At 64.4% G+C, this 12,838-nt stretch carries 12 protein-coding genes and 2 pseudogenes; 8 read left to right on the forward strand and 6 right to left on the reverse strand.

The genetic code is table 11. From position 1 onward, the window contains the following. The first annotated feature begins 84 nt into the window (after positions 1-84). The 4 genes from EN990_RS32555 (at position 85) to EN990_RS32570 (ending at position 4,026) form a co-directional block, all read left to right on the forward strand. Positions 85-441, forward strand: coding sequence for a hypothetical protein (locus tag EN990_RS32555; RefSeq protein WP_127370500.1), 357 nt, complete (start codon positions 85-87; stop codon positions 439-441). Between the two features lie 32 nt (positions 442-473). Further along, complete coding sequence (locus EN990_RS32560; RefSeq protein ID WP_263499075.1) at positions 474-620, forward strand: hypothetical protein; 147 nt, start codon at positions 474-476, stop codon at positions 618-620. 273 nt (positions 621-893) lie between these two features. Then, positions 894-1,883 (forward strand): TAXI family TRAP transporter solute-binding subunit, encoded by a 990-nt coding sequence (locus EN990_RS32565; RefSeq protein ID WP_024501713.1) that lies wholly within the window; start codon positions 894-896, stop codon positions 1,881-1,883. Positions 1,884-1,968: 85 nt separating this feature from the next. After that, the gene (locus EN990_RS32570; RefSeq protein ID WP_024501712.1) at positions 1,969-4,026 is read left to right on the forward strand and encodes a TRAP transporter permease; all 2,058 of its coding nucleotides are present in this window, start codon (positions 1,969-1,971) and stop codon (positions 4,024-4,026) included. 322 nt (positions 4,027-4,348) lie between these two features. Here EN990_RS32570 and EN990_RS32575 read toward each other — a convergent pair whose 3' ends face one another. The 5 genes from EN990_RS32575 to EN990_RS32595 all read right to left on the reverse strand — a co-directional run bounded on the left by EN990_RS32575 (position 4,349) and on the right by EN990_RS32595 (position 9,398). After that, positions 4,349-4,594 carry a MoaD/ThiS family protein gene (locus tag EN990_RS32575; protein WP_024501711.1) on the reverse strand — a complete coding sequence of 82 codons (246 nt, stop codon included), beginning with the start codon at positions 4,592-4,594 and terminating at the stop codon, positions 4,349-4,351. After that, positions 4,582-6,852 carry a xanthine dehydrogenase family protein molybdopterin-binding subunit gene (locus EN990_RS32580; RefSeq protein ID WP_127370111.1) on the reverse strand — a complete coding sequence of 757 codons (2,271 nt, stop codon included), beginning with the start codon at positions 6,850-6,852 and terminating at the stop codon, positions 4,582-4,584. The genes EN990_RS32575 and EN990_RS32580 overlap by 13 nt, the downstream gene beginning before the upstream one ends. A 1-nt stretch (position 6,853) precedes the next feature. Further along, positions 6,854-7,330 (reverse strand): (2Fe-2S)-binding protein, encoded by a 477-nt coding sequence (locus EN990_RS32585; protein WP_013530647.1) that lies wholly within the window; start codon positions 7,328-7,330, stop codon positions 6,854-6,856. Continuing rightward, entirely contained in the window at positions 7,330-8,190 is an 861-nt protein-coding gene (locus tag EN990_RS32590; protein WP_063168619.1) for a xanthine dehydrogenase family protein subunit M, read from the reverse strand. The genes EN990_RS32585 and EN990_RS32590 overlap by 1 nt, the downstream gene beginning before the upstream one ends. A gap of 230 nt (positions 8,191-8,420) precedes the next feature. After that, positions 8,421-9,398: a GlxA family transcriptional regulator gene (locus EN990_RS32595; protein WP_164753802.1), complete on the reverse strand. Its 978-nt coding sequence runs from the start codon at positions 9,396-9,398 to the stop codon at positions 8,421-8,423. Between the two features lie 72 nt (positions 9,399-9,470). Between EN990_RS32595 and EN990_RS36415 the strand changes: the two are divergent. Continuing rightward, positions 9,471-9,587, forward strand: a pseudogene (locus EN990_RS36415) (transcriptional regulator); the annotation flags it as partial. A gap of 63 nt (positions 9,588-9,650) precedes the next feature. Next, a complete protein-coding gene (locus tag EN990_RS32600) occupies positions 9,651-10,877 on the forward strand; it encodes a flavin-dependent oxidoreductase (RefSeq protein WP_063168617.1) in 1,227 nt (408 codons plus the stop codon). A 23-nt stretch (positions 10,878-10,900) separates the two neighbouring features. On the opposite strand, the gene EN990_RS32605 is transcribed toward EN990_RS32600, so the two are convergent. After that, the gene (locus EN990_RS32605) at positions 10,901-11,794 is read right to left on the reverse strand and encodes a LysR family transcriptional regulator (RefSeq protein ID WP_127385279.1); all 894 of its coding nucleotides are present in this window, start codon (positions 11,792-11,794) and stop codon (positions 10,901-10,903) included. 103 nt (positions 11,795-11,897) lie between these two features. Here EN990_RS32605 and EN990_RS32610 point away from each other — a divergent pair, with 103 nt between their 5' ends. After that, on the forward strand, positions 11,898-12,635 hold the full coding sequence (locus EN990_RS32610; RefSeq protein ID WP_024501705.1) for an SDR family oxidoreductase: 738 nt from the start codon (positions 11,898-11,900) through the stop codon (positions 12,633-12,635). 69 nt (positions 12,636-12,704) lie between these two features. Beyond that, positions 12,705-12,838 (forward strand): annotated as a pseudogene (locus EN990_RS32615) (tautomerase family protein); the annotation flags it as partial.

The following is a 12,838-nucleotide window of genomic DNA, read 5'->3' on the forward strand; positions in this document are numbered from 1 at the left end:
GGGGAGGGCACCTGACCGCAGCTATCGCCTTGTGGGATGAACAGGTCTATGCAGGCCCTTCACAAGGCTTAGGAGAGGCTTCGGATGAGAAACGCAATCTGCCTCGCATTGACTGCGGCAGTGGCTGGGTGCGCGACCTCCCCGGTCGACTATGAGGCGTCGCTTTCGCAGCAGGACCAGAAATGGGCCTCCCCGGCATGCCAGCAGGCCCGCAGGGCGGCTTCGGATTACGAGGCTCGCGAGAAAGAGCATCCGGGATGGGGTTTCGGCGTCCTGCTTGGTCCATACTCGCTGGGGCTCGTAGCAGCCATCAAGGAGCATGAGCAGAAGCAACGAAAGCTGTTCGCCCGCGAAGTGCACCTGCAATGCTCAAGCCTGCCGCTGCCGAAGGAACTGCAGGGCGATTTGAACCCTGCCGTACCGCCGACCAAGTATCCATAGACTGCCGCGCCTTCCGGGCGGAAGGCGCCGGGGTGGCCGCCGTCATTGGCGGCACCTCGATCTTCGGGGGCCGCGGTGTCTACACCGGCACCATCCTCGGCGCCCTGATCCTGACCGTGCTGACGACGCTCTTGACCATCCTGCAGATGCCGGAGGGGGCAAGGCGACGGCTTATTTGAGGGTTGTGGAGGGAGAGATAGGGGCGGGTTAAGGTGAATGGCTGCTTTTGGGCCGAATTCAGACAGGCAGCTTTTGGCGCAAGGATGCGAACTACTGCCGTTCAACCAATGATAAAGGCTCAGATCGAATTTTGGTGCTTCTTCAAAATTTGCACCTATTGAGGATGCGCCACGGCCAGCCCGCGAGGACCGATCCGCTCTCAAAAAGCGTGTACAGGTTGACAACACCTTGGCCGCTGCAACATCCTGCCGGTTTTTAGACTGGGAGGTAGCATGACTATTTCGATCAACCGCCGCACCTTTTCCATAGGCGCGGGCGCTCTGGCTTTGGCTGCGGCCGGATTTTCGCCGGCACGCGCGCAGCAGGCGTTTTTCCGCATCGGCACGGGCGGAACGTCCGGCACCTACTATCCGGTGGGCGGCCTGATCGCCAACGCCATCTCGGCAACCGGGGCGGCCGGCGTCGAAGGCTTGGTCGCCACCGCCACGTCCTCCAACGGTTCGGTGGCCAACATCAGCGCCATCCAGTCGGGCGCGTCCGAATCGGGCTTCACGCAATCCGACGTCGCCTACTGGGCGCATTCGGGCACCGGCCTCTATGAGGGCAAGCCCAAGGTTGACGACCTGCGCCTCATCGCGACGCTTTATCCCGAGACGATCCATTTGGTCGCGCGTGCCGACGCCGGCATTAAGTCGGTGGCGGATCTCAAGGGCAAACGCGTCTCTCTTGACGAGCCGGGCTCCGGCACCATCGTCGATGCGCGACTTGTGCTTGGCGCTTACGGTCTGGCTGAAAAGGACGTGCAGCCCGAATATCTCAAGCCTGGCCCGGCCGGAGAGCGGCTGCAGGATGGCGCCATGGACGCTTATTTCTTCGTCGGTGGTTATCCGACCGGCGCAATCGTTGAGCTTGCCACCACCAACAACATCACGCTGGTGCCGATCACCGGCCCCGAGGCCGACAAGCTGCTGTCCGAGCAGAAGTTCTTCTCCACCGATACCGTGCCGGAAGGCACCTACAAAAATGTCGGCGAAACCAAGACCATTTCCGTCGCCGCTCAATGGGTGACCAGCGCCAAGCAGACCGACGACCTCGTCTACAAGATCGTCAAGTCGCTTTACAGCGACGAAACCCAAAAGGCCCTGCAGGCAGGCCACGCCAAGGGCAAGCTGATCACGCTCCAGAACGCGGTTACCAGCGCTGGCATTCCGTTTCATCCCGGCGCAGAGAAATTCTACAAGGAAGTCGGCACCCTGAAATAAGAGCCATTTGGACCGGCTGACAACAACGAGGCGGAAGGGATGCTTTCCGCCTCTTTTGTCTGGAAATTCAGGACACGGAACCGGCATGAGCGATGACGACAAGATCAAGCTTTCCGCAATGGAGTTCGATGAGGAGAGCGCTCGCGAACTGGAGGAGAAATTCGACTCCGAAATCCGCTTCCGGCCACTGACCCGTGTCGCGGGCTGGCTGGTCGGCTTCCTCCTGGTGGCGCTGTCACTGTTTCACTACTACACCGCCGGTTTCGGCCTGCTGCAGGAAATGCTGCACCGGGGCATCCACCTGTCGATGGTGCTGGCGCTGATCTTCCTCGTCTTCCCGCTGGTGAAGAAAAGCTACGACCAGCCCGCGCGGTCCAGCCTCCTGCGGCCGCTCGGCATACCCCTTTTCGACTGGCTGCTGGCGATCGCTGCGGTCGTCGTCGTCATGCACGTGCCTATGATCCCGCTCGACGACCTTGCCTTCCGCGTCGGCAATCCCACGGCGCTCGACGTGGTGTTCGGCCTTATCCTCATCCTGCTTCTGCTGGAGGCGACGCGCCGCTCCGTCGGCATCCCGCTGCCCATCATCGCCGTCGTCTTCATGGCCTACGCGCTGTTGGGGCGGTACATGCCGAGCATTCTGGTGCACCCCGGCGCGTCCGTCTCCCAGCTTGTCGATCACCTTTATCTGACGACGCAGGGCATCTACGGCATCGCGCTCGGCGTCGTCGCCACCTACGTCTTCCACTTCGTGCTGTTCGGCGTCTTCGCCACCCGCATTGGCCTCGGCCAGCTCTTCCTCGACTGCGCGGCGTGGGTCGCCGGCCGCTACGCCGGCGGTCCCGCCAAGGTGTCGATCTTCGGCTCGGCGCTGTTCGGCATGATTTCCGGCTCGTCGGTCGCCAACACCGTTACCGTCGGCTCGCTGACCATCCCGGCGATGATCAAGCTCGGCTACAAGAAACATTTCGCCGCAGCGGTGGAAGCGGCGTCCTCGACCGGCGGCCAGGTGACGCCACCGATCATGGGCGCAGCGGCCTTCCTGATGATCGAATTTCTCGAACTGCCCTACACGACCATCATCCTTGCCGCCATCGTGCCCGCCTTCATGCACTTCTTTGGCGTGTTCATGCAGGTGCATTTCGAGGCCAAGCGAACCGGCCTCAGGGGGCTCAGGCCGGACGAGATGCCCGATGTCGTCGAGGCGCTGAAGCGGGACTGGCCGACGATCATCCCGCTCGTCGTTCTCATCGGCGTGCTGCTCTCGGGCTACACGCCCTACATGGCCGCCTTCTGGGGCATCACCTTGTGTATTCTCGTCGGCTTGCTCAATCCGCGCCGGCGCATGTCGGTCGCCGACATCGTGACGTGTCTGCGCGACGGCGCCAAATATGCGCTCGCAGTCGGAGCCGCTGCCGCAACCGTCGGCATCGTCGTGGGCGTCGTCACCCTGACCGGAGTGGGCTTCAAGCTGTCCTACATCGTCACATCGACGGCCGGACACCTTTCCCTTCTCTTCGGCACCTTCATCCCCGAGGCGATCTTCTCGGCCCAGGGCCTGACCCTATTGTTCACCTTGATCATGACTGGCGTCGTCTGCATCCTGATGGGCTGCGGCATCCCGACGACCGCGAACTACATCATTATGGTGACGATCGCGGCGCCGGCGCTTGTCATGCTCGGCACCGAGCCGATCGTCGCTCACTTCTTCGTGTTCTATTACGGACTGCTGGCGGACATCACGCCACCGGTGGCGCTGGCGGCGTACGCCGCCGCTGGCATGGCGGGGGCGGACCCGTTCAAGACCGGCAACACCGCCTTCCGGCTGGGGATGGGTAAGGCACTGGTTCCTTTCGTGTTCGTCTTCTCACCGTCCCTGCTGCTGGTGACGAAGGATTTCACCTGGCCGAACTTCTTCCTCGCCTTTTTCGGCTGCGTGCTGGGCATCACCTGCCTGGGCGCCGCGCTATCGCGCTATCTTCTGGTGCGCACACGCCCATGGGAAAACGTGCTGCTCGTGTTCGCCGCCCTGCTTCTGGTGGCACCCGAACTCTATTCCTCGCTACTCGGCGTGGCGCTTTTGGTCCCGGTCCTGCTGCGCCATTGGAACGCACGCCACACTGAAGAGGCGCAACCAGTCTGATCAGCGCCGCACCAACGCAATCCTTCCCGGGGTTTCGACGTCGCGCATATGCGGTGGGCGGACGGAAAGATGAGAGGGCCGACCATCGAGTCCATGACATTCCGCTGCGGGTTCTCGGCGCCGAGCGAGCTTCAGCCTAGTCGCGAAGATGTCCGCTCGTGAGAAGAGGCGATGAGCCGTGGCGATGACCGGCATGGGGCGCAAATCAGACCCTCCTCCCGGTCGAATCCAACAGCGGCTTTTGGCCTTCTTAGAATTACGGTGACAGTGTACTTTTTAGAATTACGGTGACAGTGCACCTTTTACCCTGCCATGTGTCCGCCTATCCCCCCGCCAGCCGCGGCAGCAAAAAAATCTCCGCCCCCTCCGGCAGCTTTTTCGACCACGTATCCCTATAGATCGTCCCGTCGATCGCAACCGCGATGCCCTTGTCGATCAAGGGCTCGAGGCCGGGATACTGTTCAGCCAGCTTCCTGAACAGCTCCCTTATGTCCTTGGCCTCGATCTCGACCTTGCTGTTGCCTCCGGCGGTCGCGGCGAGCGAGCCCCAGAGCGTTACTTCGACCATTCCCGTTCCGCCTCGATCGCCGCCAGGATGCGCGGCGGCGACATCGGGATGTGCGTCATGCGCACGCCCGCGGCGTTCGACACCGCATTGGCGATCGCCGCCAGCGGCGGCACGATCGACGTCTCGCCGACGCCGCGCACCCCGTAGGGGTGGTTGGGGTTGGGGATTTCGAGGATCTGCGTGTCGATCATCGGCAGGTCCGAGCAGACCGGGATGCGGTAGTCGAGGAAGCCGGCGTTCTGCAGCCGCCCGTCCTTGCCGTAGATATACTCCTCGTTGAGCGCCCAGCCGATGCCTTGCGCGGCACCGCCCTGGTACTGGCCCTCGACATAGGTCGGGTGCACCGCCTTGCCGGCATCCTGTACGACCGTGTAGCGGACGACCCTGGCAGCGCCGGTCTCGGGATCGACCTCGATATCGCAGATATGGGTGGCGAAGGAGACGCCGGCGCCATCGGCGACGAGCTCGCTGTGGCCGGCGATCGGCCCGCCAGTCTTGCCCGACTCGACCGCGATCTCCTTCAGCGACAGCTTGCCGAGATTGCCGTGCTTCTCGCCCTTGGCGATCGCGTGGCCCTTTTCCCAGACCACGTCGTCGACGGCAATGTCCCACATCTGCGCGGCGCGCTCGCGCAGGATCTTGATCGCGTTGCGAGCGGCCGAAATCGTTGCCATGGAAGAGGAGAAGGTGCCGCGGCTGCCGTCCGTCATGTCGTTGTAGCCGAGGCTGGACGTGTCGGCGACGATCGCCTTGACCTGGGAATAGTCGATGCCGAGTTCCTCCGCCGCCACCAGCGACAGCGACGCGCGCGAACCACCGACGTCGACCGTGCCGACGGCAAGCGAGACCGAGCCGTCCATGCCGATGTTGAGGTCGGTGCAGGTCTGGCCGCCGAAGTTGAACCAGAAGCCGCAAGCCATGCCGCGGCCCTGGTTCTTGCCCAGCGGCGCCTTCATGTGCGGATGGCTCTTCACCGCCTCGAGCGCCGGGCCGATGCCGATCGGTCCGTAGACCGGACCGTAGGAGGACCGTGTGCCTTCCTGCGCGGCGTTTTTGATCCGGAAGTCGACCGGGTCCATGCCGATCTTCTTGGCCAGCTCGTCGACCGCGCTTTCCACCGCGAAGGCTGCCATGGGTGCGGAAGGCGCGCGATAGGCCGCGGTCTTCGGCCGGTTGACCAGCACTTCGTAGCCGACCGTCTTGACGTTATCGAGCTTGTAGCAGGCGAACGCGGTCATGGCGCCGATCTCGGCCCAGGAGCCGGCATACGGGCCGCAGCTGTAGCGCAGCGTCGCTTCGGCGGCGGTGATCGTGCCGTCCTTGCGGGCGCCGATCTTGACGTCGATCGAGGTGGCGCTGGTCGGGCCCGAGGCGCGGAACACCTCGTCGCGGGTCATCACCAGCTTCACCGGCCGTCCTGCCTTGCGCGACAGCGCCAGCGCCACCGGCTCGGCCCAGACATGGGTCTTGCCGCCAAAACCGCCGCCGATCTCCGAGGAGGTGACGCGCAGTTTCGAGGCTTCCATGCCAAGCAACTGGGCGCAGTGCTGGCGGTAGACGAAATGGCCCTGCGTGCACACCCAGAGGTCGGCGGTGCCGTCGGAGCTGAAATTCGCCACGCAGGCATGCGGCTCGATATAGCCCTGGTGCGTCTGCTCGGTCTTGAAGGAGCGCTCGACGATGAAGTCGGCCTGCCCGAAACCCTGATGGACATCGCCATGGCCAAACTGGCTGCGCTTGGTGACGTTGGAGGGTTTTACCGGCTTTTCCTCAAGGCCCACGGTGAAGATGGCATCATTGATCAAGGGCGCCGTGTGCTTCGCCGCCTCGTCGACATCGGTGACGTGCGGCAAAAGCTCGTACTCGATCTCGATGAGCTTCAGCGCCTGCCTGGCGGTGCGGGCGTCGATCGCGGCGACCGCGGCCACCGCGTGGCCGTCATAGAGCGCTTTCGTGCGCGCCATGCAATTGTCGAGAACGTCGTACATGGCGGCATCGCCATCGGTGAGGTCCGGCAGGTCGGCCGCGGTGATCACCGCCTTGACGCCGGCGAGCTTTTCCGCCTTCGAAATGTCGATCTTGACGATCCTGGCGTGGGCGTGCGGGCTTCTCAGAACACGCCCGACCAGCTGGCCGGCCATGTTGAAGTCGGCGCCGTAGCGCGCGCGGCCCGTCACCTTGTCGATGCCGTCGGGACGGATCGGACGTGTGCCGACGGAGGCGAATTTACGTCCGGAAAAACGTGGATCGAAATTCATCTCAGGCTCCCTTCATCACGATGGCCGCATCCTGGACGGCGCGCACGATCTTGTCGTAACCGGTGCAGCGGCAGAGGTTCCCGGCAAGGCCGAAGCGGATTTCCTCCTCGGTCGGGTCGGGGTTCTTGGCCAGGAGGTCCTTGGCCGCGATCAGGAAGCCCGGCGTGCAGATGCCGCATTGCAATGCGGCGTGCTCGAGGAATTTCTGCTGCAGCGGGTGCAGCGTATCGCCATGCGCCATGCCCTCGATGGTCTCGACGCGACGGCCTTCAGCCTCGGCGCCGAGCACCAGGCATGAGCACACCAACCGGTCATCGAGGATGATCGAGCAGGCGCCGCAGTCGCCGGTGCCGCAGCCTTCCTTGGCGCCCGTCAGCCCCAGCCGATCGCGCAGGACGTCGAGCAGCGTCTCGTCGGGCTGGCACAGATACTCGACAGCATCGCCGTTGATTGTCGTTGAAACTGCAATTCCAGCCATCATTTGCCTCCTGCACGTGCATAGGCTGATGTGGCGGCCCGCTGGGCCAGCACACCCGCAACTTTTCGTCTGAATTCGATAGTGCCGCGCTTGTCGTCGATGGGACGGCAGGCACCCGCACAGACCTTGGCGAGCCGCTCCAGCGTCGCCTCTTCCAGCCTGGAGCCGACGAGCACCTCCGCGGCCTCTTCGACCAGAAGCACCGTCGCCGCCACGGCGCCCAGCGCCACGCGGGCCGATTTGACGACACCGTGCTCGTCGAGCGTCAGGTTCACCCCGGCGCTGACCACCGCGATGTCCATCTCGGTGCGTGGAATGAAACGCAGATAGGCATCGCCAGACCGCGGCTCGCGCTTGTCGAGCAGGATCGCCTCGATGATCTCGCCTTTGGCCAGCGACGTCTTGCCCGGCGCGGTCGGCACGCTCTGCACGGGGATCGTGCGCCGGCCCGCCGGCCCGACGACCACTGCCCTGGCGCCGGCGGCAACCAGCGCCGGCACGCTGTCGGCGGCCGGCGAGGCGTTGCAGAGATTGCCCACGATGGTGCAGCGGCCCTGCACCTGCTTGGAGCCGATCAGCTTGGCCGCCTCGACGACACCAGGCCATGCCTTCTTGAGGGCGGTGTTCTCTCCCAGGACGGCGCAAGGGACCGCGGCGCCGATGCTGAAGCCTTCAGCCGTTTCCCGGATCTCGCTCAAGCCATCGATCGCCTTGATGTCGACGATCAACTCTGGTTCGGCAAAGCCGCCCTTCATCCTGACCAGGAGGTCGCTGCCTCCGGCGAGGATGGCGGCCGTACCAGCCGACCCGGCCAACTGGCCAACGGCATCTTCTATTGAAAGCGGACGTATGTAGCGCATCGTCTCCCCTTGGTCATCGCGATTTCAGCGACCGTTATAAACAGTCTCCTCATAATGGCTATCCGGTTCGTCATCTGCGGCGATTGGGCCAGGCGCCGCAATATCCAGTCCAACAGGCCGAAAGTGGCGCACTGAATGGCAGCAACCGGCTTTGGAATGATTTTCGTGAAACTTCGGTCTGGATCAAGTGCGCTCATTCGGTTTTGTCCGCTTTTGGACCGGAACGGCGTTTAAGCCGGCAGAGCCGCTGCTTGGCTGCCCCACTGAAGCCCCCTGTGTTCGGCGGCCGTCCGAAACGCCTGCGGCGGCTGGCCAAGGGTACGCAGGAAGGCACGCCGCATGCGTCCGGGATCGCCAAAACCGGCGGCTTCGGCGATGCGCTCAAGCGGGAGATGGCTGGTCTCGATCGCCGTGCGGGCCGTCTCGAGGCGCATGCGCTCTACCGCCTTTGCCGGCGTGACGCCGGTCTCGGACGTGAAGGCGCGGGCGAAGTTGCGGGGACTCATGGCCGCGTGATCGGCCAGGCATTCGACGGTCAGCGGTTCGGCCAGGTTTGCCCGCACCCACTCGATCAGCGCGGCGAAGCGGCCGGTTCGCCCGCCCAGCTCGACGAAGGCCGAGAATTGCGACTGGCCGCCCGGCCGGCGCTGGTGCATGACGATCTGCTGTGCGGTGCGGCGCGCCACTTCAGCGCCAAGGTCATCTTCGACGAGGGCAAGCGCCAGGTCTATTCCGGCCGAGATGCCGGCCGACGTCCAGATGTCGCCATCCCTGATGAAAATACGCTCGGCATCCAGCCTGACCTTCGGGTAGCGGCGGTGGAAGTCGTGACTGCTGGCCCAGTGCGTGGTGGCGCGGCGGCCGTCGAGCAATCCCGCCCGTGCCAGCAGGTACGCGCCGGTGCAGACGCTGGTGGTGCGCCGCGCCGGCACCCGCCTCAACCAGGCGACGATCTCTTCCATCGCCTCGATGGAACGGATGATTTCGCCGCCCGATACGATGACGGTGTCGAAAGGGCCGTCGCGCAGAGGTCTGGTGAGAAGCTTCAGGCCAGAGGAGCTTTCAACGTCGCCGCCGCCGGGCGACAGCAAAACCAACTCATAGCTGTCCGGGCGGCAGCGCTCCGCAATCTCGAAGACGGTTGTCGGCCCGGCCGCATCCAGAAGCTGGAAACCGGGGTGAACGACGACGGCAACGTGCCTGCGCATGGCAGTATTCGCCCGATTTATGTCATTTCGGACGAAACCTAACGCCGGTAGCCTCGTCGTCAAGCCATCTGGAGACCGGCAAAAGTCCTGGACGAAACGCTGCGCGCCATCGCTGCCCGCCATGGTGCCCGCACGGCAGACCTCGTCGCCATGCAACTCGAATATCCCCGGCCACGTGCATCGCCGTGACGTCGCGAAGTCGACGGGCATCTGACCGGCTCGGGGGGACTTTTCACGGCAAGGGAGTGACTGATGAAAGCATTGATCGCCGGGGCCGGTATCGGCGGCCTCACCACTGCTCTGTTCCTGCATGAGGCAGGCATCGAGGTCGAACTTTTCGAGCGGGCCGACGACATCCGCGAACTTGGCGTCGGCATCAACATGCTGCCTCACGCTGTCAAGGCGCTGGCCGGGCTTGGGCTGATGCCGGCGCTCGACGCGGAGGGGGTGAGGACACGCGAGCTTGTCTACACCAACCGCTTCGGCCAGATCGTATGGCAGGAATTGCGGGGCATCGATGCCGGCTATGAGGTTCCGCAAATCAGCATTCATCGCGGCAGGCTGCTGGGGCTGATTCACCGGGCCGTGGTGAACAGGCTTGGCGGCGACGTCATCAGCACGGCAAGCCGTGTCGATGCCTTCGAGCAGAACGAGGGCGAGGTCGTGGCGCATTTCCGCCGGCATGACGGCTCGCGCGGCGAGGCCCATGGCGACCTGCTCATAGGCGCCGACGGGATTCATTCCGCCGTCAGGGCCGTGCTCTATCCCGAAGAAGGGCCGCCGATCTGGAACGGCACGATGCTGTGGCGCGGCGCCACGCCGTGGCCGGTCTGGCGCGACGGGCGCACCATGGCGGTTGCCGGCGGCAATTTCGCCAAGTTCGTCTATTATCCGATCGAGCCGGATCGCGAAGAGACCAGGCTGACGAACTGGGCGGTGATGGCCAATACCGGCGATAGCGGCACATCACCGCTGCGTCCCGGCGACTGGAGCCGCCCGGGCGTGATCGACGATGTGCTGCCCTTCGTGCGTGACCGGTTTCAGCTTGATTTTGTCGACCCCGCCTCGATCATCCAGGCAACGGATGGCTTCTACGAATATCCGAACTGCGACCGCGACCCGCTGCCACGATGGTCGTTCGGGCGGGTGACGCTGCTCGGCGATGCGGCGCATCCCATGTACCCGGTGGGGTCGAACGGAGCCAGCCAGGCAATACTCGACGCTGGTTGCCTTGCGATGCATCTGGCCGCAGGACCGACCGTCGAAGCCGCGCTAACACGGTATGACGGGGAGCGGCGGCCGGCCACATCGGCCATCGTGCTGGCCAATCGGCAAGGCGGGCCGGAAGCGGTCATAGACATGGTCGAGGCCCGGGCGCCGCATGGGTTTGATGACATCGACGCCGTCGCTTCGCGCGAAGAACGCAAGAGCGTGGTACGCGGCTATGCGTCCCTGGCCGGGTTTGCAAAACCGAGTTGATCGCGAGTGGCGCGTTTTGCAGCCTACAGGTTTGCCTCGGCGAAGATGCGTGAGGCCCAGTCGAGGAAGACGCGAAGGCGCGGCGAGAGCTGTCTGTTCTGCGGGTAGAGCGCCGACAGCGGCGTCGGCGATGGCGGATAATCGGCCAGCACTTCGACCAGCGTCCCTTCGGCCAGGTCTTTGTCGAAGCGATAGCGCGGCGCCTGGATGAGGCCGAGGCCAAGCCGCGCCAGGTCGGCGGCGGTATCGGAATTGTTGGCGGCGACGCGGCCGGGCAGCCGCACCTCACGGATATTGCCGGCGACAGTGAATTCGAACGGAAGGGTCTCTCCGGTGCGCGACGAGACAAAGCCCACCGCCTGGTGACCATCGAGCGCATCGGGGGAGGCGGGCGTGCCGTGGCGCTCGAGATAGGCGGGGCTGGCGCAGGTGATCTCGCGGATCATCGCGAGCCGCCGCATGATCATGCCGCTGTCGGGCGGCTCGCCGACGCGGATCACGCAGTCCACGCCTTCACGCACGAGATCGACCAGCCGGTCGCTCTGGCCGATCTGCAGGTCGATGCGGGGATAGCGGTCGAGAAACTCCGGCAGGCGCGGCAACAGGAATGTGCGGGTGAGCAGCGTGCTGGCGTCGATGCGCAGCAGGCCGAAAGGCTCGGCGTTGCGGAAGGCGGCCTCGGCATCCTCGATCTCGGCCAGGATCGACAGGCAGCGCCGATAGTAGGCTTCACCATCCTGGGTGGCGTTCACCTGCCGCGTCGTTCGTTCCAGCAGCCGCGCGCCGAGTTGCTCCTCCAGCCGCCGGATGGCTTCCGTCGCGGTTGAGCGCGGCAGGCCGAGATCGGCCGCGGCAGCGGTGAAGCTGCGCCGCTCCAGAACGCGAACAAAGAGCCGCATCGTGTCCAGCCGATCCATGCTCTTTGTTCGCAGTTCCCGAATAGTGATGTCAATGGGTGGATGATTATCCGGAATTCGGCTTGGCCTATATCCGTGTCACCAACAACGCGGAGAGACTTCGATGACAAATCAAACCAGAACCGCGATCGTGACCGGCGCCTCCAAAGGCATCGGCGCCGCCATCGCACAGCGGCTCGCCCGTGACGGCGTCGCCGTTGTCGTCAACTATGCACGGGGCCGCGCGGAGGCCGAAGAACTGGTCCGCGCGATCGAGACCGGCGGCGGCAGGGCGATCGCCGTGCAGGCCGATATCGCCAATCCGAACGGCATCGCCGTGCTGTTCGACGCCGGCGAGAAGGCGTTCGGCGGCATCGACATCCTCGTCAACAATGCCGGCATCATGAAGATTTCGCCGATCGCGCAGACCGACGATGCTTCGTTCGACACCCAGATCGCGATCAATCTCGGCGGCGTGTTTCGCGGCATGCGGGAAGGTGCGCGCCGGCTTCGCGACGGCGGCCGCATGATCAATTTTTCCAGCAGCGTCGTCGGTCTTTATCAGTCGGGCTACGGCGTTTACGCCGCCACAAAGGCGGGTGTCGAGGCGATGACCCACATCCTGGCCAAGGAGCTTGGCGCGCGCCGTGTCACCGTCAACGCGGTGGCGCCCGGACCGATCGAGACCGCGCTGTTCACGGACGGCAAGAGCGAGGCGCAGATCGAGGCCATCGGCAAGATGATCCCGCTCGGCCGGCTCGGCCAGCCCGACGACATTGCCGGGCTGGTCTCGTTCCTGGCCGGTCCGGACAGCTTCTGGGTCAACGGGCAAATCATCCGCGCCAATGGCGGCGTGGTCTGAGGCGGCAACCAGGCCGGCTTGGCTCTCCTGACTGCCTGACTTCCACACTCGAAAAGCTAAGGAAACATCATGCCATTCGCCAACATCAAGCTACCGCAAGCGGCCCTCTCCAAAGCGCAGAAGGAAGACCTCATCCATCGGACGACCGCGATGTTCGTGGACTTTTTCGGTGAGGGCGTGCGCCCCTACACGATGGTGCTGGT

The sequence above is a fragment of the Mesorhizobium sp. M7A.F.Ca.US.005.03.1.1 genome, assembly GCF_003997975.1.
In the GTDB taxonomy this organism is placed as follows: domain Bacteria; phylum Pseudomonadota; class Alphaproteobacteria; order Rhizobiales; family Rhizobiaceae; genus Mesorhizobium; species Mesorhizobium ciceri.

Excerpts from the sequence above, each read along its gene's own strand:
- EN990_RS32555 (WP_127370500.1), top strand. The coding sequence starts at position 85 with ATGAGAAACGCAATCTGCCTCGCATTGACTGCGGCAGTGGCTGGGTGC.
- EN990_RS32565 (WP_024501713.1), top strand. The coding sequence starts at position 894 with ATGACTATTTCGATCAACCGCCGCACCTTTTCCATAGGCGCGGGCGCT.
- EN990_RS32570 (WP_024501712.1), top strand. The coding sequence starts at position 1,969 with ATGAGCGATGACGACAAGATCAAGCTTTCCGCAATGGAGTTCGATGAG.
- EN990_RS32575 (WP_024501711.1), bottom strand. The coding sequence starts at position 4,594 with ATGGTCGAAGTAACGCTCTGGGGCTCGCTCGCCGCGACCGCCGGAGGC.
- EN990_RS32580 (WP_127370111.1), bottom strand. The coding sequence starts at position 6,852 with ATGAATTTCGATCCACGTTTTTCCGGACGTAAATTCGCCTCCGTCGGC.
- EN990_RS32585 (WP_013530647.1), bottom strand. The coding sequence starts at position 7,330 with ATGGCTGGAATTGCAGTTTCAACGACAATCAACGGCGATGCTGTCGAG.
- EN990_RS32590 (WP_063168619.1), bottom strand. The coding sequence starts at position 8,190 with ATGCGCTACATACGTCCGCTTTCAATAGAAGATGCCGTTGGCCAGTTG.
- EN990_RS32595 (WP_164753802.1), bottom strand. The coding sequence starts at position 9,398 with ATGCGCAGGCACGTTGCCGTCGTCGTTCACCCCGGTTTCCAGCTTCTG.
- EN990_RS32600 (WP_063168617.1), top strand. The coding sequence starts at position 9,651 with ATGAAAGCATTGATCGCCGGGGCCGGTATCGGCGGCCTCACCACTGCT.
- EN990_RS32605 (WP_127385279.1), bottom strand. The coding sequence starts at position 11,794 with ATGGATCGGCTGGACACGATGCGGCTCTTTGTTCGCGTTCTGGAGCGG.
- EN990_RS32610 (WP_024501705.1), top strand. The coding sequence starts at position 11,898 with ATGACAAATCAAACCAGAACCGCGATCGTGACCGGCGCCTCCAAAGGC.